The organism is Novosphingobium sp. TK46 (genome assembly GCF_055361525.1).
In genome coordinates, this window is record NZ_CM143963.1 from 1448975 (window position 1) to 1467266 (window position 18292).

The window sequence follows — 18292 nt, forward strand, 5'->3', positions numbered from 1 at the left end:
GAACGCTGCATGCATCCGCCTGCCCCGAGCGGGGACGGACCGGGCAGTCTGCTGGTTACCCCATTCCGGTGGAATGCGTCAGACCCAGCCACCCAGTTCGCGACGCACGATTCGCTCCAGCATGGCCATGCCAGCGGCACCGTCGTTCAGGCAGGCCAGCGTCGCGAACTGTGTCCCGCCGGCTTCGAGGAACGTCTCGCGCCCGCGTATCGCCAGTTCCTCCAGCGTCTCGAGGCAGTCGGCGGAAAAGCCTGGCGCAGCGACGACCATGCGGCGCGTCCCGGCACGCGCTTCGGCCGCAATCGTGGTGTCCGTCGCAGGCTCGAGCCATTTCGCGCGACCGAAGCGTGACTGAAACGTCGTGTCGATTCGCATTTCCGGATATCGCGGCGCCAGAGACAGGGCCAGCAGCCGCGCGGTCTTCCGGCAATGGCAGTGATACGGATCGCCCAACTCCAGCGTCCGTGCTGGCATGCCGTGAAACGACAGCAGCAGCACCTCCGGCCTGAACGCCAAGCCATCGATCTGGCAGGACAGGTCCGTGGTCAATGCCTCGATATAGGCAGGATCGTCATAGTACGGGGGCAACGTTCGCAAGGCCGGTTGCCAGCGCATCGCCCCCATCGCTTGACCAACCGCATCCAGCACCGACGCATTGGTGGCGGCGGAGTATTGCGGGTAGAGCGGCACCACCAGAATGCGATCGCAGCCTTGCGCCTTGAGTGCGGCGAGGCGATCACCAACCGCAGGCTTGCCATAGCGCATGCCCCAATCGACCAGCACGCCATCGCCCATCCGCTCACGCAAGGCGCGGGCCTGGCGTGCGGTGATCGCAGCCAGCGGCGAGCCGTCCTTGGTCCATACCTGCTGGTATGCATGCGCCGACTTGGCGGGGCGGGTGCGAAGGATGATGCCGTGGAGGATGGGCTTCCAAACCGCTTTCGGGATCTCGACCACGCGCGGATCGCTGAGGAATTCGGCGAGGTAACGGCGCACCGCCGCCGGAGTCGAAGCGTCGGGCGTGCCCAGGTTCACCAGCAGGACCCCGACCCGGCCAAACGCGACGCGTGGGTGGTCCGCAGGCTTGGCCGCCAATGTTGATGGGGTGGTATTGGGGATCACACGTCCTCCGAAAGCAGGGGTAACTGTCGCAGCCGCAAGCCGGTTGCGGAATACAGCGCATTGGCAACGGCGGGCGCCACGGCGGCGACCCCCAACTCGCCGGGATCCGCCGGCTCGGCGACACTGGTGATAAAGCCGACTTCGATCGTCGGGCAGTCGGCGAGTACCGGCAAACCCAGCGTGCCCAGCCGCCCGGTAACCGGCAGGCCGGCTTCGTACCCGGTGCTGCAACCCAGCGCCAGCCCGAGGCCAAAGATCAGCCCGCCCTCGATCTGTTGACGCGCGATATCCACGTTGACGATGCGGCCGATATCGACCACCGCTGCCAGACGATCGACGCGCACGCCGCCGGCCTCACGCCTGGCGCTGGCTACCATCGCAATGCGCCCGGGCCGCACCGGATCGTCGATGACATGGCAGGCGATACCCTGTCCGCTGTTGTCACCGCCGCCACCCCAACCCGACAAGCTGGCGACCTGCTGGAGACAGGCGGCAAGCCGGGGATCGTTGCCCAGCATCGCCATGCGGTAGGCCAGCGGCTCTCGTCCGGCGCGATGGGCCAGCTCGTCGATGAAGGATTCGGTGAAGAAGGCGGTATAGCCGTGGGCGTTGCCGCGCATCCGCCCGGTGGGAAGCGGCACGCGCACCGGCACGTGATCGATGGCGAGGTGGGCGATGGCATAAGGCGGCATCGCGCCTTCGATCACCAGCGGATCCGCCGCGTCCGCCGTCGCCGCGATTGCATCGTGCGGCGTGTCCTGCGCGAACAGGCGTCGCCCGAACTCGCGCGCCGAAGGCGGCGCGACGATCCGCGCGCGCAGACCTCCGATCCGGCCCTCGCCATCGAGATTGGCGCCCAGCATGGCGACGACCGGCGGACGTGGCCTGGTGGCCATGTGCTCCTGCTTGCGCGACCAGACGAGCTGGATTGGGCGGCCGCAAGCCTGTGCGATCAGCGCGGCCTCTACCGCATGATCATGCTCGAGCCGGGCATCGAAGCTGCCACCCAGCGGCATCGGATAAAGCACCACGCGATGCGCTTCGATGCCCAGCGCGCGCGCAGCCGCCTCACGCGCGGCTTGCGGCGCCTGGGTGCCCAGCCAAAGCTCGAGGCGGCCGTCATGAAAGCGCGCCGTGGCGGTCGCCGTCTCGATCGTGGCGTGAAGCGCGGGCGCGACCTGGTAACGCAGTTGCAGCGGCAGACGTCCGGTAAGATAGCTGTCAGGATCGCCGCGACTGTGGATGCGCGTCGCCTTGCCGCTTCGCATCGCCTGTTCCATCGCCGCATCGATGGCGTTATTGTCGGCGCGATCGGTAGCGGAGAACCGCGCGTCGATCAGCTTGAGCGCGCTTTCGGCCGCCCACCAGTTGGTCGCCACCGCCGCGACCCAGCCGGGATTGTGAACCAACGTCAACAGGCCGCGCGTGCCGACCGCTGCGGTCTTGTCGTAGCCGGCGAGGACCGCCTGGCCGATCGGACCATGGCGGATCGCGGCATAGACCAGATCCGGCAGGCGAACGTCGCCGGCAAAAGTGTAGCTGCCATCCACCTTCGCCGGCAGGTCCAGCCGGGGAAAGCGGATCGCTGCGCCGCGCGGCATCGTGCCGGGATCCTCCGCAGGTGCCGTTACGCGCAGCGGCGGGGTGCCGGGAGGATCGAACTCCGCTGCTTCTTCGGCAAGGGTGCCAAAGGCGATGCGCTTTGCCCCGTGCGTCACGAAGCCGTCGCGCGTATCGCATTGCTGCCAAGACACATCCCACCGCTTCGCCGCGGCCATGCACAGCAATGCTCGCAACGATGCCGCCGCCGCTCGCACCGGCGCCTCGTAGGCTGCAAGTGAAGTGCCGTCCGCCGTGACGTCGAAGGCATGGTCCTGCGCCCAGCGGCGAACGAGCGCGCCGTTCTCACCGGTCAGCCAGGCCGGCGTGGCCGGCATGGTGAGTTCGGCCCAGCGCGAGGCCAGTGGCACGTTGGCATAGAGCGCGCTGGCGGGCGCCGGCTCCACGGCCACCCGCCGCCAGTCGGCCCCCAGTTCCATCGCCGCCACTTGCGGGATCAGGGTGGTCACGCCCTGCCCCATCTCCACTTGCGGCACGGCCACCGTCACCACACCGTCGAAACTCAACTTCAGCCAGGCATCGAAGGCGACTTCATCGCGACCCGGCGCCAGCGGCAGCGGATACCGGTGCGGACGCACGAGGTAGCCGACCGCGAGCGCACCGCTCGCGAGCCCGCCCACCAACACGCCCCGCCGGGTGACGGCCATGGTCAGCCGCGGCTCGTCGGGCGGCGGCGCATCACCGTGCGGCGATCCAATCCGCGACTTGCCCGGCGATCGCGATGAATGCCTGCGCCTGCGGACCGTCGCCGGCCGCCGGGGGCGTACCCGCGTCGCTTTCCTGCCGGATGGCGATATCGAGCGGGATGCGCCCCAGGAAACGGTGCTGGCCGTCCGTGGCGGCGGCTTCCGCACCGCCGCGACCGAACGGATCGCTGACTTCGCCGCAATGCGGGCAGGCATAGCCGGCCATGTTCTCGATCAAGCCGATCACCGGCACGCCGCCCTTGTCGAACAGGGATATCGCGCGGGTGGCATCGATCAACGCCAGATCCTGCGGAGTCGAGACGATCACCGCGCCATCCGGCTTGAAGCGCTGCAGCATGGTGAGCTGGATGTCACCGGTGCCCGGCGGAAAGTCGACCACCAGCACGTCGACGCCTGCCCAGTCGCCCTCCAGCATCTGCACCAGCGCATTGCCTGCCATCGGCCCACGCCAGGCGACGGCCTGCCCCGGCTCGACCAGATGGGCCATCGACAGGACCGACACGCCCCATCGGCTTTGCAGCGGGATCATCTTCTTGTCGCGAGCGATCGGCCGCTGGTCTTCGGTATCCAGCAACCGCGCCTGCGACGGACCGTAGATATCGGCATCGACGACGCCGACCCGGTGTCCGGCCCGCGCGAGCGCCACCGCCAGGTTGGTCGCCACGGTGGATTTGCCGACCCCGCCCTTGCCCGAGGCGACGGCGATGATCCGGCGACGCGGCCCGGCACTGTCGCCACGTTCGGCGGTCATCGCGACGTGCACCTCTGCAATGCCGTCGACCGTTTCCAGCGCACCGCGCGCCTCGCCTTCCATCGCATCGCGCTCGGTCGCGGTAAATCCCGACGCGTCGAGCACCAGGATCGCGCGACCATCGGTTACCCGCAGCGATTGCAGCCGCTCTTTCGACCGTGCCGGCAGGCGTGCCTTCAGACTCTCTACGGGATCGCTGCTCATGTCCGCTCCGTGTGGGAGCTTGGCGCCCCCGGGCTCCCTAGCAAGGAAAAAGGGCGAGAAGGACACTGTTTTTAGCGGCAAGCCGTTCCTATAACGAGGCCATGAAAACGTTTGGTGGTGGATGGGCACGCGGAGCGCTCGCGATGGCGGGACGACGCAGCCCCTGGGGCGGCGATGGTGGCAAGGGCTCCGAGCCTGAGGATGGAACCGGCGGCGAAGGCACCGGCGATCCTGCCGCCGATCCCGGCACCTCCGGCAAGCCCGCCGACTCCACGCCGGAACGCGGCCCACGCAACCCGTGGCTGCCCCCCGCCGGCAATCCCCCTGAGCGACCGCGTCGGTCTGCCGGCATAGAGGACATCTTCAAGAGCCGCGATCAACGTCAGGGCGGAGGCGGCGGCGGCGGCCCTGGTCGTGGTGGTGGCATGCCTCGGATGCCGGTGCGCCCCGACGGCAAGAGCTGGCTTCCGCTTGTCGTCGCGGGTGTCGCGCTCGTCTGGCTGGGCGTCACCAGCGTGCACATGGTCGGGCCGAAGGAAGAAGGCATCGTCATGACCTTCGGCAAGTACGCGCGCACGATCGGGCCGGGCGTGTCGATCACGCTGCCCTGGCCGATCCAGCAGGTCGAAGTCACCGACGTGACCTCGATCCAGCGCTACACCATCCCCGAGGGCGAGGGTGAGAAGCTGATGCTCACCAGCGACCAGAACCTAGTCGACCTGTCGTATCTCGTGCGCTGGAACATCAAGAACCTGATGGATTACCGCTTCCGGCTGTCGGATCCGGAAGACACCGTGCGCGAAGTGGCCGAGGCGGCGATGCGGTCGGCGATCGCGGAAGTCACGCTGGATGGCGCGCTTTCGGGCGCAGGACGCGCGCAGACCGAACAGGCGGTGCGCGAACGGATGCAGCGCGTGCTCGATTTCTACAAGGCCGGGGTCATCGTGCAGGGTGTCGAGATCAAGAAGGCCGATCCGCCCACCAAGGTTATCGGTGCCTTCCAGCAAGTCACGGCGGCACAGCAGGATTCCGAGCGTGATCGCTCGAACGCGCGCGCCTGGGCGCAGCAGCTGCTCGCCCGTGCGCAGGGTGACGCTGCCGCCTTCGACAAGGTGTACGAGCAGTACAAGCTTGCCCCCGAAGTCACCAAGCGGCGCATGTACTACGAAACCATGGAGCGAGTGCTCGCCAACAACGACAAGGTGATCGTGGAAAGCAACGGCGTCACGCCTTACCTGCCCCTGCCGGAAGTGCGCCGTCGCGGCGCGGCTGCGGCGGCGCCCGCCCCGGCGCCCAGCCCGGCTCCGACGACCGGCGCAACCACGGGAGCGGCTCAGTGAACGCCATCTGGGAAACCTACAAGGCGCCACTGGTCGCCGCGGTCGCGTTGATCATCGTCCTGCTCGCCAGCGTGATCATGGTGCCCGAGGAACAGCAGGCGGTCGTGTTGCGGTTCGGTGATCCGGTGCGCGTGATCAACCGCTATCGCGCCGACGTGCCTTATGGCAGCACGGGTGCGGGGTTGAGCCTGCGCATTCCGTTCGCCGAGCGCGTGATCCGGATCGACAAGCGGCTGCTGTCGCTCGACATGCAGCCCCAGCAGGTGCTTTCGACCGATCAGCTGCGGCTGAACGTCGATGCTTACGCGCGTTTCCGCATCATCGATCCGGTGCGCATGGTGCGCACCGCCGGCACGCCGGAACGAGTGCAGGAACAGCTCGAGCCGATCCTGACGTCCGTCCTGCGCCAGGAACTGGGCAAGCGCACCTTCCGCTCGCTGCTCACGGCGGAGCGGGGCCGGGCGATGGAAAACATCCGCGCCGGGCTCGACAAGGAGGCGCGCGAATACGGTGCGCAGATCGTCGATGTCAGGATCAAGCGCGCGGACTTGCCCGATGGCGCCCTCGAAAGCGCGTTCTCGAGCATGCAGGCCGCGCGCGAGCAGGAATCGACGACGATCCGGGCACAAGGCCAGAAACAGGCGCAGATCACCCGCGCCGAGGCCGAAGCACAGGCTGCGAAGACGTATGCGCAAAGCTTCGGCAAGGATCCGCAGTTCTATGATTTCTATCGCGCGATGCAGAGCTACGACTTCGCGTTTGGCGATGGCGAAGCCGGCACGACGATCGTGCTGTCCCCCGACAACTCGTACCTGAAGGAATTCAAAGGGCCGTGAGCCGTCCGGGGAGACCCGGGCCGGACGATCGGCGAATGAGGTGGGAACACCTGCCATTCAATGCCGGTTAAGCCGCCGAAGTCTGAATCGATGCCGAGCCGGAAAGTCGGCGCGCCTGCTTCTGGCAGGAACGCCGCATTGGAGGAAATAAAGGACGTGAAGCCAGTGCGCTATGCTTATGGATTGACCACCGCCCTTCTGGTCGGGGGCGCCACCGCCTCACTCGTCACCGGTTTGCCGGCAGGCGCGCAAGTCGCCCAGAACGAAGCCAGCCAGATGACGAACGTCGTCCCGCGGGCCGGCGCCCCATCCAGCTTCGCCGACCTGACGGCCCAGCTCGCCCCGGCGGTCGTAAATATCTCCACGCGCCAGCGGGTGCAGGTATCGGCGGCACAACAAAACCCCTTCGCCGGCACCCCGTTCGAAGGGCTGTTCGGTGGTGGCCAGGGCGGCGGCGGTGGCGGTCAAACGCGCGAGGCGCAGTCGCTGGGCTCGGGCTTCATCATCTCGGCCGACGGTTATATCGTCACCAACAACCACGTCATCACCGCCGACAGCAAGGGTGCGCAGGTCGAATCGATCACCGTGACCATGCCCGACGGAACCGACTATCCCGCCAAGCTGGTCGGCAAGGATGCGGATTCCGACCTTGCGGTGCTGAAGATCACCGCGAGCAAGTCGTTGCCGTTCGTCAAATTCGGTGATTCCAGCAAGGCGCGCGTGGGTGACTGGGTGATCGCGATCGGCAACCCGTTCGCGCTGGGTGGCACCGTCACCGCCGGCATCATCTCGGCCGTCTACCGCAACACCGGCGGCGGCGCTTACGACCGCTACCTGCAGACCGACGCCTCGATCAACCGGGGCAACTCCGGTGGCCCGCTGTTCGACATGAACGGCCAGGTCGTGGGCATCAACAACGCGATCTTCTCGCCCACCGGCGGCAGCGTCGGCATCGGCTTCGCCATCCCGGCCGAGACCGCTTCGCCGATCGTGCAGAAGTTGATCAAGGGTGTCGCGATCGAGCGTGGCTATCTGGGTATCCAGATCATGCCGGTAACCGAGGATCTGGCTGCATCGCTGGGCATCCCGCGCAATCGTGGCGAGTTCGTCCAGGCGGTGACGCCCGGCGGCGGCGCCGCGGCGGCTGGCCTGCAGGCTGGCGATGTCGTCGTGCGGATCGACGGCAAGGACGTCACTCGCGAGCAGACCCTGTCGTTCATCGTGGCGAACGAGCGTCCGGGAACCCGCATTCCGGTCGAGGTCATCCGCAACGGCAAGCGCCTGACGCTGAATGCCACCGTCGGCAAGCGACCGAGCAGCGAGCAACTGGCGCAGGAAAGCTTCGACGCCGATCCGGACCAGAGCCCCGATGATCTCACCCAGCCGCAGCAGGATCCCAATCCGGCGATCGCCAATCAGGCGCTCGGCTTTACCGCGATCCCGCTGACTCCGCAGATCACCCGCCAGCTTGGTGCCGCCGATGGTACGCGCGGGGTGGTCGTCACCGCTGTCGATCCAAGCTCGGACGCCGGCCAGAAGGGTCTGCGCCGGGGCGACATCATCCTGTCGGTCAACTATCAGGATGTGACCGGGACGCAGGACCTCGACAACGCTGCCCGCGCGGCCAAGAGCTCCAACCGCGATGCCGTGCTTCTGCGCGTGCAACGCCGTGGCCAGCCCGCCACCTACCTGCCGATCCGCATCCGCTGAGGATCTGCCACCGACCGTCATGCGACGGTCGGTGGCTTCAAACGCAAGCGGCCGATCGCCTCCGCTCAATCTTTCCAGGGATCCAGCACACAGCCCCCTTTGGGCGACCAGCGCGCGGTTTGGCTGACCAGCAGCGGCACGCTCGCGGTCAGGCTGCGCGCCTGTGCATCCTCGTGCAAGCCGACCCAGCTTTGTTTGACACCGGCATCGCCCTGGCACGAAGCCAGGCTGCGCTGTGCGGTATAACGGCACAGGCAGCCGGTCTGCGCCGCATAGGCGGTGCGGGTTTGCGCGGCGACCTGCATGCGGTTCCAGAACCAGGCGGTCACGACAGACGCGATCAGCAACACCAGGATCGTGAGATTTCGTCCCCAGCGGACCGGCTGACGGTGCTGCATCTCTGCCCTCTTGGCTGTTGCCATCGCCCCGCCTCTCGCACATCACCCGCGCGATGTCGCCGCGCCGCCTGCCCCTTATCCTCGCCCTCGCCCTGCTGCCAGCCCCGCTGCTGATGTTGGGTGGATGTGGCAGTGGACAGGAAGGCCCGCCCCCGCCCAGCGCCGAAGCACAGGCCGCGGTGCGCGACGATGGCGGCGCCGCGCGGTTGCCATTGGCGCGCACGATCGATGCGCTGTTCGACGACGAAAGCGTGGGGCCGACTCAGGCGCTGCTTGTCATGAAGCGCGGCAGCGTGGTCGTGGAGCGCTTCGCGCCGGGGATCGATGCCAAGACACCGCTGCCCGGCTGGTCGATGGCGCAATGCGTCACCACCCTGATGATCGGCCAGCTGGTCAGCGACGGACGGCTGCGCATGGACGAGACCGCGCCGGTGCCCGATTGGCAGCGCCCGGGTGACCCACGTGGCGAGATCACCTTGCGCCAGCTGCTGCAGATGCGCTCCGGATTGCGTCACACCGAAACCACCGCGCAAGGCGATGGCGCGGATCGCAAGTCCGATCGAACGCGGCTGCTGTTCCTCGACGGGCGCGACGACATGGCGGCCTACGCCGAAGCGCAACCACTGGAAGCGCCGGCAGGCCGCGCGTTCGAACCCTCGTCCGCCACCGGGGTGATCCTGGCCGACCTTGCCGCGCGCGTCCTTACCGACAGTCGTGATCCCGCCAGTCGCCGGCGCGCGGTGGCCGACTACCTGCGCAACCGCGTGCTCGATCCGGTGGGCATGAAGGATATGCGCGTCAGCTTCGATCGTACCGGAACGATGGTGGGATCGAGCGAAATGCTGGCTCCCGCGCGCGACTGGGCGCAACTGGGGGAATTCCTGCGGCATGCCGGTTCGGTAAAAGGCGCGCAGGTGCTGCCCCACCGCTGGGTCACCTTCATGCGCAAGCCCAGCCCGCGCAATCCTGCATACGGCGCGGGCGTGTGGCTCAATGCGAATGCGCCAACAGGGCCGGCTCCGTTGTGGCCGGGCCAGGGCCGCAAGAAGATGTTCGCGTGTCTGGGCGATTACGGACAGTACGTAGTCGGCTCACCCGACCAGTTGCTGACGGTGGTACGGCTGGGCCACTCCTCGCCCATGCAGGAAGCGGCACTGCACGAGCGACTGGGCGAACTGATCGCGCTGTTTCCCGGGTGACGTTCTTCAGAAGGTGAACGTGCCTTCGACCACGGTCACGCAAGGACCGCCCAGCCAGGCGACATCGCCATCGCGACGGCAGGTCAAGTGCCCGCCACGCGTCGAGGCCTGGAAGGCGGTGAACGTGTCGCGGCCCAGCTTGCCCGCCCAGAGAGACGTCAGCACCGCGTGCGCCGAACCGGTCACGCTGTCCTCGTCGATGCCGCCGCCGGGCACGAAGACACGGCTGACCACATCGCTGGTCGTTCCCGGGGCGGTGACGATGAACTGGTCGTCGCCCAATGCCTCAAGCCCGCGCATGTCCGGCTTCAACGCCAGCACCGCCGCCTCGTCGGGATAGAGGAACACGTTGTATCCCAGCTCGGATCGCCAGGTCTCGACGGGTTCGGCCCCCAGCAACGCCGCCGCTTCGGCAAACCGGCCCGGCTCGGTGGCGATCGTCGGCAAGGCCAGTTCCAGTGTCGCGCCGTCGCGGCGAACCTGCAACAGGCCGGCCTTGCGCGTGCGGAAGGTCACGGCCCCGCGCTCCGGCTCAAGCCCTAGCAAGACGTGGCCCGAGGCGAGCGTGGCGTGGCCGCAAAGGCGGATCTCGCAGGCCGGCGTGAACCAGCGCAGTTCCCAGTCGGCCACGCCGGTCGCGTCGCGCACGACGAAGGCGGTCTCGGCAAACAGGTTTTCCGCCCCGATCGCCTGGAGCACGGCATCGTCGGGCCAGCCATCGAGGATCATCACCGCCGCCTGGTTACCGGCGAAGGGTCGATCGGCGAAGGCATCGACATGCCAGTAGGGAACGGTCGGCATCAGGTGCGTCCTTGCTTGATCCGGGCATAGTGCGCCTCGACATCGCATACGTGTGGCAACACGTCTTCCCCCGCCGGTCCGATCTCGTCGACATGCCCGACCGGTTCGGGATGAATGAGGATTTCGACGTCCGGAAACTCGGCCTGGAGGCGATTCTCGATCTCGTCCATCACCCGGTGCGCTTCACCCAGCGTCATCTCGGGATCGATCCAGACGTGGAACTGCACGAAATCGCGGTTGCCCGAGGTGCGCGTGCGCATGTCGTGCACGCCGGTGATGTCGGGATTTCGTGCCAGCACCGCCAGGAAGCGGTCCTTCTTCTCGACCGGCCATTCGTGATCCATCAGCTGTTCGACCACCGCCTGCGAGGCGCCCCACGCGCTCCATCCCAGCCACGCGGCGATGCCCAGGCCGAACACCGGGTCGGCCCCAGCGACCCCGGCATAGTGATCAATCAGCAGCGCGGCGATCACCGTGATGTTGAGTAGCAGGTCGGATTGGTAGTGCACGCTGTCGGTGTGGATCGCCAGGCTGCCGGTGCGTCGCACCACATGGCGTTGCCAGGCGAGCAGGGCCAGCGTCATCACGATCGCGACGACCGACACCGCGATACCGTCCTGCGCCGCCACGGTGCGCGACCCGGCGATGAACTCCTCGATCGCGCGCGCTGCGATCGCCAGCGCCGAAATCGAGATCAGCACGACCTGGAACAGCGCCGCGATCGCCTCGGCCTTGCCGTGGCCAAAACGGTGCTTGTCGTCGGCGGGCATCGCCGCAATCCACACCCCTGCCAGCGTCGCGCAACTGGCGACGAGATCGAGCGTGGTGTCGGCAAGGCTGCCGAGCATCGCGGTCGACCCGGTCGACCATGCCGCCCAGCCCTTCAGCCCCAGCAACACCAATGCCGCGCCGATGCTGGCGTACGCGGCACTGCGGTTGAGCGCACCCGAGGCGGTCATGGATAGAGCAGCGTGCTCGACCAGCCGGCGGTGCTGTCACGCACGAACTGGCGGCGTTCATGCAGGCGGTTGGGGCGGTCGATCCAGAATTCGATGACGCGCGGGGTCACCCGAAAGCCCGTCCAGTGGGCAGGACGCTCGATCTCGCCTTCGGCGAAGCGTGCCTCGACATCCCGAAAACGCGTCACGAACGTCTCGCGCGAATCGAGCGGCGCGGACTGATCGGAGGCGACAGCGCCGAGCTGTGAATCGCGGGCGCGCGAATGGAAGTAGTCGTCCGCCATGCTCGCATCGACTTCGCTGATCGTACCTTCGATGCGGATCTGGCGGCGCAGGCTCTTCCAGTGAAACAGCAGCGAAGCCACCGGATTGGCCAGCAGTTCGCGCCCCTTGCGGCTTTGCGCATTGGTGTAGAACACGAAGCCGTCGGGGCCATGATCCTTCAGCAATACCATGCGGACCGATGGCACCCCCCGCGATGTCGCGGTAGCCAGCGCCATCGCGTTCGAATCGTTGAGTTCGAATTCGTGCGCTTCGGCGTACCATCGATCGAACAAGGCAAACGGGTCCGTCTGCGGGATCACGTCTTGGCTGGTATCAAGGTCCATCGGAGTACTCGAAGCTGGAGTGTCGTGGCGATAACGCGTCGATGCCGGTTCAGTTACCGCACGATGACGGTTAGTGCCAACGCGCCGCTTGCCGGAATGCTCTCGCAATCCTAGCTATGTCGCCGATATGGCAGCAGACCCTTACACCACACTGGGCGTGACCCGCGGCGCGAGCGAGAAGGAGATCAAGTCCGCTTATCGCAAGCTGGCCAAGGAACTCCACCCCGACGCGAACAAGGACAACCCCAAGGCGACCGAGCGCTTCAGCGTGGTCACTTCGGCTTACGACCTGCTGTCCGACAAGGACAAGCGGGCGCGTTTCGATCGCGGCGAGATCGATGCGGACGGCAACCCGATGGGGTTCGGCGGCCAGGGCGGCGGCTTCGGCGGCGGTCAGCGCGGCTTTGGCGGCGGTGGCCAGGGCGGTGGTTTCGAAGGCTTTTCCAGCGAAGGCATCGACCTGAGCGATCTGTTCGGCGACGTCTTCGGCGGAAGGTCGGCCGGTGCCGGCGCCCGCGGCGGCGACCCGTTTGGCGGACGCCAGCGGCGCGCGGCACCCAAGGGGGCCAATGTCGCCTATCGTCTGGCTGTGTCCCTTCCCGACGCGGCCAATCTCAGCCCGCAGCGGATCACGCTCAGCGATGGCAAGACGATCGACCTCAAGCTGGCCAACGGCGTGGAGGACGGCACGCAGATGCGGCTCGGCGGCAAGGGTGAGGCCGGGCCCGGTGGTGCCGGCGATGCCATCGTCACCATCCAGATCCAGCCGCACACCTTCTTCAAGCGCGAGGGCGACGACGTGCGGCTCGACCTGCCGGTCACGCTGGACGAGGCCGTCAACGGCGCAAAAGTGCGCGTACCGACCGTTGGCGGCGCGGTGATGCTGTCGGTGCCGGCGGGCAGTTCCTCGGGCAAGGTGCTGCGGCTGAAGGGTCGCGGCTTCACGCGCAAGGACGGCACGCGGGGCGACCAGATGGTGACGCTGCAAATCACGCTGCCCGAAGGCGACGCGGACCTGGCCCAGCGGCTGCAAGGCTGGACCGATGCGCGCGACGTGCGCGGAAAGCTGGTCGTTTGAAGTATGCGCCGGGTCCCTCCCCACGTCGGGGAGGCGGCGAGCGCGCGGTGCCTGACGATGCTGTCGGGAGTTCGCCGGCACGGGCACGGCCACGATGACCGAGCCCACCGCATCGAAATCGGCGCTCACACCCGAGGCGCGGCGGCAGGATGCCGTGCGCCGCAGCTCGGGCATGCAGGCGCGCATCCACGAGAAGACCGGCATCGGCTCGGGCGTCATCAACGTCACCTGGCGGGTGATTGCCGGCACGTATCAGGATGGCTTCATTCATGCCGGCAATCTTGCCTACATGACGATGCTGGCCTTGTTTCCGTTCTTCATCGTCGTCGCGGCGGTGTTCTCGCTGATCGGCGAGCAGACGCAGCTCGACGCATCGATCGATTCGCTCTTGGCCGCGCTTCCCGCTCGTGTGTCTGAGGTTCTGGCCCCGGTGGCGCACAATACCGCGGCGGCGCGGCAGGGCTGGCTGCTGTGGGCGGGTGGACTGTTCGGCATCTGGACCGCTGCCAGCCTGATCGAGACGATCCGCGACATCCTGCACCGGGCCTATGGCACGCAACCCAGCCATGCCTTCTGGCGCTATCGCCTGACCTCGACCGGCATGATCCTGGGTGCGGTGCTGCTTCTGCTCGTCTCGCTTTCGGGACAAGTGCTGATCGCCTCGATCCAGGAGATCGTCTTCGCGCTGTTCCCCAAGTTGCCCGCCCCGATCGCGACGCTGGTGTTCACCCACGGGCTGACCGCGCTGATGCTTTATGCGTCGATCTACACCCTGTTCTACACGCTGACGCCATCGGCATACCAGAAGCCGATCTATCCGCGCTGGCCCGGGGCGCTGCTGGTCACCGCATGGTGGGTGATGGTGGCGCTGGGACTGCCGCGCGTGTTGCGCACCTTCCTCACTTACGATCTGACCTACGGCAGCCTGGCCGGAGTGATGATCGCGCTTTTCTTTTTCTGGCTGGTCGGACTAGGGATGGTAATGGGCGCCGAACTGAATGCGGCGCTGACGCAAACGCCTGAGGAGCGGGCGCTCGCCCACTCCGGCGGCGGCGAAGACATTGTACGGGAAGACAATAGATGACTGGTCTGATGCAGGGGAAGCGCGGTCTCATCATGGGCCTGGCGAACGACAAGTCGCTGGCTTGGGGGATCGCGAAGAAGCTGGCCGAGCACGGTGCCGAACTGGCCTTCTCCTATCAGGGCGAAGCACTGGCCAAGCGGGTCAGGCCGCTCGCCGAAAGCCTGGGCAGCGATTTCCTGCTGGAATGCGACGTGTCCAACATGGACGCGCTGGATGACGCCTTCGCGACACTGAAGGCGCGATGGGAGACCATCGACTTCGTGGTCCACGCGATCGGCTTTTCCGACAAGAACGAGTTGCGCGGCAAGTACATGGACACCAGCCTCGACAACTTCCTGATGACGATGAACATCTCGGCCTATAGTCTGGTCGCGGTGACGCAGCGCGCGGCGGCGATGATGCCCAACGGCGGCTCGATCGTGACGCTGACATACTATGGCGCCGAAAAGGTCGTGCCGCACTACAACGTGATGGGCGTGGCCAAGGCGGCGTTGGAGGCTTCGGTGAAGTACCTCGCCAACGACCTGGGCCCGCAGAACATCCGGGTGAATGCGATCTCAGCTGGTCCGATCAAGACCCTGGCCGCCAGCGGCATCGGTGACTTCCGCTACATCCTCAAGTGGAACGAGCTGAACGCGCCGCTGCGTCGCAACGTCACCATCGACGATGTCGGCGGCAGCGGTCTTTACCTTCTGTCAGACTTGTCCTCTGGCGTGACGGGGGAAACGCATCATGTGGACGCGGGTTATCACGTCGTCGGCATGAAGCAGGAAGACGCGCCGGATATCGCGCTGACCTGATCGTAGCGCCGGCTGCTTGGCAACGACGCTACTAAGTAGGTAGAGGCTTACGGGGTCGTCGTAGCCGCAGTCCCGGCCTTCGCATCCGCCGCCGCCTTCTGCCGCGCTTCGTAGGCCCGCTCCTCGGCTTCGACGCTCACCTGCTCATCCGCGGCGGTAGCGTCGATCGTCGACAGGCGCTTTTCGCGCTCTTTCTGGATCAGTTCGCCGAACTTGATGTCGGTGCCGTTCTTCTTTTCGGCCCGCGCCTTTTGCAGCAATTGCTGGTTGCAGCCGGTAAAACCGCCCGCCCCCACCGGAGAGCAACTGTCGGTTCCGAAGCGGCCGACCGTTTCGTAAGCGGTTACCTTGTTGCTCCAGGCTTCCGATGTCGGGCGATCGATGCCGCGCAGCGGCTCGGGGATGCGATAGCGTTCGCCCTCGGGCTTGCGGGCACAGACGGTGATCTCGTCACCGGTCGATGCCGGGCAGGGATCGTCGCCATAGACGATCACCTGGTTGACCTTGTCGCTGCCACCATCGTCCTGCGCAAAGGCGGGAACGGCAAACGCCGCGAACGCGAGTGCGGAAGCGACGGTCAAAGTGCGCAACATAATCGATAGCTCCATCAGGCAAGGCGCCTCTTGCCCATCATATAAGGTCGGCACCGCTTGAATGATAGCTGAAGCCGGGCGGTTTGGTTCCCGCCCAAGCCTTCATCAGATGCGTTCGGACACCTTGATCGCGAAACGACATCCGAGCCGGATGACGCCGGAGAGCAAGGCATAGGCCGGCGCCTTCTCGGCACCACCGGCAATGGCGGCATCGTGATGCTCGCGCTCCTCGTCGCGGAATTTGGCGATATGTCCGGCCAGTTCCGGGTCGTCGGTGCCCAGTTCGTCCAGCTGCTCGCTGTAATGGCGTTCGATCTCGGTCTCGACCGCGGCGGTGCAGGCCATCGCCGCCTCGGGTCCGAGCAGCGCCGTCGCCGCGCCCAGTGCGAAGCCGGCGGCGGACCACACGGGTTGCAGCAGCGTCGGCCTGACGCCACGCCGTGCGATGAGCGCGTCGAACACCGCGCGGTGCTCTGCCTCCGCCGCGGCCATGCCGGCGATCTCGCCCGCACCGGGCGCGCGACTGCCCATTACCGCCAGTTGGCCGGCATAGATGCGCGTCGCCCCGTACTCCCCGGCCTGATCGACACGCAGCATGCGCTCCGAACGCTTATCCATCGACCAAAGTCCTGCCGCGTTTGAGGAGAATTGCGATCGCCAACGCCGTGGCGAGCGAGAACAGGAAGTTCCAGCCGGCGAGCGAGATCCCGAGCAAGGACCAGGGCGCCACATCGCAGCGGACCACCGGCGCGGCCAGGATCGCCGCGAGCGGGTCGCCACCAGCGGCGAAAGCATTGGCGGTGCATGCGGTCACGCCTTTCCACCAGCCATACTCGACGCCGGCGTGGAAGCCGCCGATCAGCCCCGACACGGCGATCGCGACCGCGGCCAGCGCCACGGGAACGCGGGGCGGGACCACGAATGCAACCGCTGCAAGGGCGAGCGCAGCAAAGTGCGGATAGCGCTGCCACCAGCACATCTCGCACGGTACCAGGCCATACCCGTATTGCGCGACATAAACGGCCGCCAACGCCGCAGTCGGAAACAGCAGCGCCAGCCAGCGTGCCCCCCGCAGCGGGCCCGAGGCAGGTATGGCAACCGTCACTTGCGCGCGGCGAGCGCCGGCCGCCCGGCGGTGCGATCGAGCGTCTGGACCGCGTAGTGCAGCTGGAAGTCCTTGATGCCCTGCTTCTTCAATTCCTCGGGCGTCGCGGTGAAGCGTGGATCGTCCTTCTTGTCGGTCTCCAGCTCCTTGTCGTCGAGCGAGGCCTCGTTGATCAGGTGACCGCGCAGATCGGATTCGCGCACCGCGCGTTGCGACCGGGCCTTGGCGTCAGGATCGGTAAGCTGCGGCACGCGGATGTCGGGGTCGATGCCGCCCTCCTGCACCGAGTGGCCCGACGGCGTGAAGTAGCGCGCCGTCGTCAGTTTGACCGCGCTGGTCTTGTCCAGGCCGATCAGCGACTGGACGCTGCCCTTGCCGAAGCTGGTCTCGCCCATGATGACCGCGCGATGCTGGTCCTGCAGCGCGCCCGCGACGATCTCGGATGCCGAGGCGCTGCCGGCGTCGATCAGCACGATCATCGGCATACCCTTGATCGCATCGCCCTTGAACACCGATTCGGCGCGATAGAACTGGTTCTCGGACGCGACGCGGCCGCGCTGCGAGACGATGTCGCCCTTTTCCAGGAACAGGTCGGACAGTGCGACCGCCTCGTCCAGCGACCCGCCGGGGTTGGAGCGCAGATCGAGCACCAGCCCGGCCAGCTTGCCCTTGGGCGTCTTGGCGACTTGCGCCTTGAGCGAGTTGATCGCGAGGTTCACGTCCTTGCCGACATCGCGCGAAAATTCGTTGACCGAGATCACGCCAACATCGCCCTGCAGCTCGGAGGTGACCGGCTCCAGCTCGATCACGCCGCGCGTGACGGTGACGTCGAATGGCTCGTCGCGGCCCGTGCGAAAGATCGTCAACCGGATCGACGTGCCCGCCGCACCGCGCATCTTGGCGACCGCTTCATCCAGGTCGCGTTCGAAATACAGTGTCCCGTCGAGGTGGGTGATGAAATCGCCCGCCTTGATTCCCGCCTTCTCCGCCGGGCTGCCCTTGAACGGCGAGACGACCTTCACCGCGCCATCCTCCTCGACCACCGAGAGGCCAAGCCCGGTGTAGTTGCCGTCGATCATCGTCTCGATCCGCTGCAACGAGGGACCGTCCAGATAAGTCGAGTGCGGATCAAGGCTCGCCAGCATGCCATCGATGGCGCCCTTCAGCAGCTTGTCGTCATCGACCTTGTCGACGTAGTTCTCCTTCACCAGCGAGTAGATCGCCAGCAACTTGCCGAACTGCGGTCCGCTGCGCGCATCGACCGCGGCGAGGCCGGCAGTCGCGGCCGGGATCAACGCGACGGCGCTGACCAGCATGGTCGCGCGCAGGAGGGGGGCGAATTTCATCGGGGCGGAACGGCCTCTCTAGTGACCGCGC

At 66.7% G+C, this 18292-nt stretch carries 18 protein-coding genes; 7 read left to right on the forward strand and 11 right to left on the reverse strand.

What is annotated here, in order from left to right:
* Positions 1-78 precede the first annotated feature (78 nt).
* Genes hemH through ACXJ1Z_RS06935 form a run of 3 tightly spaced genes read right to left on the reverse strand, consistent with a single transcriptional unit; the run spans position 79 to position 4404 of the window.
* Positions 79-1119, reverse strand: a complete 1041-nt coding sequence (gene hemH / locus ACXJ1Z_RS06925) for a ferrochelatase (RefSeq protein ID WP_463781188.1) — start codon at positions 1117-1119, stop codon at positions 79-81.
* The gene (locus ACXJ1Z_RS06930; protein WP_463780563.1) at positions 1119-3389 is read right to left on the reverse strand and encodes a molybdopterin cofactor-binding domain-containing protein; all 2271 of its coding nucleotides are present in this window, start codon (positions 3387-3389) and stop codon (positions 1119-1121) included. Before ACXJ1Z_RS06930 ends, hemH begins: the two co-directional genes overlap by 1 nt.
* A gap of 31 nt (positions 3390-3420) precedes the next feature.
* A complete protein-coding gene (locus tag ACXJ1Z_RS06935) occupies positions 3421-4404 on the reverse strand; it encodes an Mrp/NBP35 family ATP-binding protein (RefSeq protein ID WP_463780565.1) in 984 nt (327 codons plus the stop codon).
* Positions 4405-4547: 143 nt separating this feature from the next.
* Between ACXJ1Z_RS06935 and hflK the strand changes: the two genes are divergently transcribed.
* The 3 genes from hflK to ACXJ1Z_RS06950 all read left to right on the forward strand — a co-directional run bounded on the left by hflK (position 4548) and on the right by ACXJ1Z_RS06950 (position 8290).
* Positions 4548-5744 (forward strand): protease modulator HflK, encoded by a 1197-nt coding sequence (hflK, locus tag ACXJ1Z_RS06940; RefSeq protein ID WP_463781189.1) that lies wholly within the window; start codon positions 4548-4550, stop codon positions 5742-5744.
* Complete coding sequence (hflC, locus tag ACXJ1Z_RS06945) at positions 5741-6580, forward strand: protease modulator HflC (RefSeq protein WP_463780567.1); 840 nt, start codon at positions 5741-5743, stop codon at positions 6578-6580. Before hflK ends, hflC begins: the two co-directional genes overlap by 4 nt.
* A 165-nt stretch (positions 6581-6745) precedes the next feature.
* On the forward strand, positions 6746-8290 hold the full coding sequence (locus ACXJ1Z_RS06950) for a Do family serine endopeptidase (RefSeq protein WP_463781190.1): 1545 nt from the start codon (positions 6746-6748) through the stop codon (positions 8288-8290).
* Positions 8291-8355: 65 nt separating this feature from the next.
* On the opposite strand, the gene ACXJ1Z_RS06955 is transcribed toward ACXJ1Z_RS06950, so the two are convergent.
* Positions 8356-8712, reverse strand: a complete 357-nt coding sequence (locus ACXJ1Z_RS06955) for a hypothetical protein (RefSeq protein WP_463780569.1) — start codon at positions 8710-8712, stop codon at positions 8356-8358.
* 29 nt (positions 8713-8741) lie between these two features.
* Here ACXJ1Z_RS06955 and ACXJ1Z_RS06960 point away from each other — a divergent pair, with 29 nt between their 5' ends.
* Positions 8742-9887, forward strand: coding sequence for a serine hydrolase domain-containing protein (locus ACXJ1Z_RS06960; protein WP_463780570.1), 1146 nt, complete (start codon positions 8742-8744; stop codon positions 9885-9887).
* A gap of 6 nt (positions 9888-9893) precedes the next feature.
* Here ACXJ1Z_RS06960 and ACXJ1Z_RS06965 read toward each other — a convergent pair whose 3' ends face one another.
* From ACXJ1Z_RS06965 to pdxH, 3 genes are read right to left on the reverse strand one after another with little or no spacing between them, the layout of a single operon-like run.
* A complete protein-coding gene (locus tag ACXJ1Z_RS06965) occupies positions 9894-10688 on the reverse strand; it encodes a PhzF family phenazine biosynthesis protein (RefSeq protein WP_463780572.1) in 795 nt (264 codons plus the stop codon).
* Positions 10688-11647 (reverse strand): cation diffusion facilitator family transporter, encoded by a 960-nt coding sequence (locus tag ACXJ1Z_RS06970; RefSeq protein ID WP_463780574.1) that lies wholly within the window; start codon positions 11645-11647, stop codon positions 10688-10690. The genes ACXJ1Z_RS06965 and ACXJ1Z_RS06970 overlap by 1 nt, the downstream gene beginning before the upstream one ends.
* Positions 11644-12255 carry a pyridoxamine 5'-phosphate oxidase gene (gene pdxH / locus ACXJ1Z_RS06975; RefSeq protein WP_463780575.1) on the reverse strand — a complete coding sequence of 204 codons (612 nt, stop codon included), beginning with the start codon at positions 12253-12255 and terminating at the stop codon, positions 11644-11646. Before pdxH ends, ACXJ1Z_RS06970 begins: the two co-directional genes overlap by 4 nt.
* Before the next feature lie 127 nt (positions 12256-12382).
* On the opposite strand from pdxH, the gene ACXJ1Z_RS06980 reads away from it, so the two are divergent.
* The 3 genes from ACXJ1Z_RS06980 (at position 12383) to fabI (ending at position 15217) form a co-directional block, all read left to right on the forward strand.
* A complete protein-coding gene (locus ACXJ1Z_RS06980; protein WP_463780577.1) occupies positions 12383-13333 on the forward strand; it encodes a DnaJ C-terminal domain-containing protein in 951 nt (316 codons plus the stop codon).
* A gap of 94 nt (positions 13334-13427) precedes the next feature.
* On the forward strand, positions 13428-14417 hold the full coding sequence (locus ACXJ1Z_RS06985) for a YihY/virulence factor BrkB family protein (protein WP_463780578.1): 990 nt from the start codon (positions 13428-13430) through the stop codon (positions 14415-14417).
* The gene (fabI, locus tag ACXJ1Z_RS06990; protein ID WP_463780580.1) at positions 14414-15217 is read left to right on the forward strand and encodes an enoyl-ACP reductase FabI; all 804 of its coding nucleotides are present in this window, start codon (positions 14414-14416) and stop codon (positions 15215-15217) included. Before ACXJ1Z_RS06985 ends, fabI begins: the two co-directional genes overlap by 4 nt.
* Positions 15218-15264: 47 nt before the next feature.
* On the opposite strand, the gene ACXJ1Z_RS06995 is transcribed toward fabI, so the two are convergent.
* The 4 genes from ACXJ1Z_RS06995 to ACXJ1Z_RS07010 form a co-directional block, all read right to left on the reverse strand.
* A complete protein-coding gene (locus ACXJ1Z_RS06995) occupies positions 15265-15810 on the reverse strand; it encodes a hypothetical protein (protein WP_463780581.1) in 546 nt (181 codons plus the stop codon).
* A 105-nt stretch (positions 15811-15915) separates the two neighbouring features.
* Positions 15916-16428 (reverse strand): demethoxyubiquinone hydroxylase family protein, encoded by a 513-nt coding sequence (locus ACXJ1Z_RS07000; RefSeq protein WP_463780582.1) that lies wholly within the window; start codon positions 16426-16428, stop codon positions 15916-15918.
* Positions 16421-16915, reverse strand: a complete 495-nt coding sequence (locus ACXJ1Z_RS07005; protein ID WP_463780583.1) for a disulfide bond formation protein B — start codon at positions 16913-16915, stop codon at positions 16421-16423. The genes ACXJ1Z_RS07000 and ACXJ1Z_RS07005 overlap by 8 nt, the downstream gene beginning before the upstream one ends.
* A complete protein-coding gene (locus ACXJ1Z_RS07010) occupies positions 16912-18261 on the reverse strand; it encodes a S41 family peptidase (RefSeq protein ID WP_463780585.1) in 1350 nt (449 codons plus the stop codon). Before ACXJ1Z_RS07010 ends, ACXJ1Z_RS07005 begins: the two co-directional genes overlap by 4 nt.
* Positions 18262-18292 lie beyond the last annotated feature (31 nt).

Coding starts and splice junctions, on each gene's coding strand:
- pdxH (WP_463780575.1), bottom strand. CDS start 12,255: ATGGACCTTGATACCAGCCAAGACGTGATCCCGCAGACGGACCCGTTT.
- ACXJ1Z_RS06970 (WP_463780574.1), bottom strand. CDS start 11,647: ATGACCGCCTCGGGTGCGCTCAACCGCAGTGCCGCGTACGCCAGCATC.
- ACXJ1Z_RS06985 (WP_463780578.1), top strand. CDS start 13,428: ATGACCGAGCCCACCGCATCGAAATCGGCGCTCACACCCGAGGCGCGG.
- ACXJ1Z_RS06955 (WP_463780569.1), bottom strand. CDS start 8,712: ATGGCAACAGCCAAGAGGGCAGAGATGCAGCACCGTCAGCCGGTCCGC.
- ACXJ1Z_RS06995 (WP_463780581.1), bottom strand. CDS start 15,810: ATGTTGCGCACTTTGACCGTCGCTTCCGCACTCGCGTTCGCGGCGTTT.
- ACXJ1Z_RS06960 (WP_463780570.1), top strand. CDS start 8,742: ATGTCGCCGCGCCGCCTGCCCCTTATCCTCGCCCTCGCCCTGCTGCCA.
- ACXJ1Z_RS06965 (WP_463780572.1), bottom strand. CDS start 10,688: ATGCCGACCGTTCCCTACTGGCATGTCGATGCCTTCGCCGATCGACCC.
- ACXJ1Z_RS06935 (WP_463780565.1), bottom strand. CDS start 4,404: ATGAGCAGCGATCCCGTAGAGAGTCTGAAGGCACGCCTGCCGGCACGG.
- ACXJ1Z_RS06980 (WP_463780577.1), top strand. CDS start 12,383: ATGGCAGCAGACCCTTACACCACACTGGGCGTGACCCGCGGCGCGAGC.
- hflK (WP_463781189.1), top strand. CDS start 4,548: ATGGCGGGACGACGCAGCCCCTGGGGCGGCGATGGTGGCAAGGGCTCC.
- ACXJ1Z_RS07000 (WP_463780582.1), bottom strand. CDS start 16,428: ATGGATAAGCGTTCGGAGCGCATGCTGCGTGTCGATCAGGCCGGGGAG.
- ACXJ1Z_RS06930 (WP_463780563.1), bottom strand. CDS start 3,389: ATGGCCGTCACCCGGCGGGGCGTGTTGGTGGGCGGGCTCGCGAGCGGT.
- ACXJ1Z_RS07010 (WP_463780585.1), bottom strand. CDS start 18,261: ATGAAATTCGCCCCCCTCCTGCGCGCGACCATGCTGGTCAGCGCCGTC.
- fabI (WP_463780580.1), top strand. CDS start 14,414: ATGACTGGTCTGATGCAGGGGAAGCGCGGTCTCATCATGGGCCTGGCG.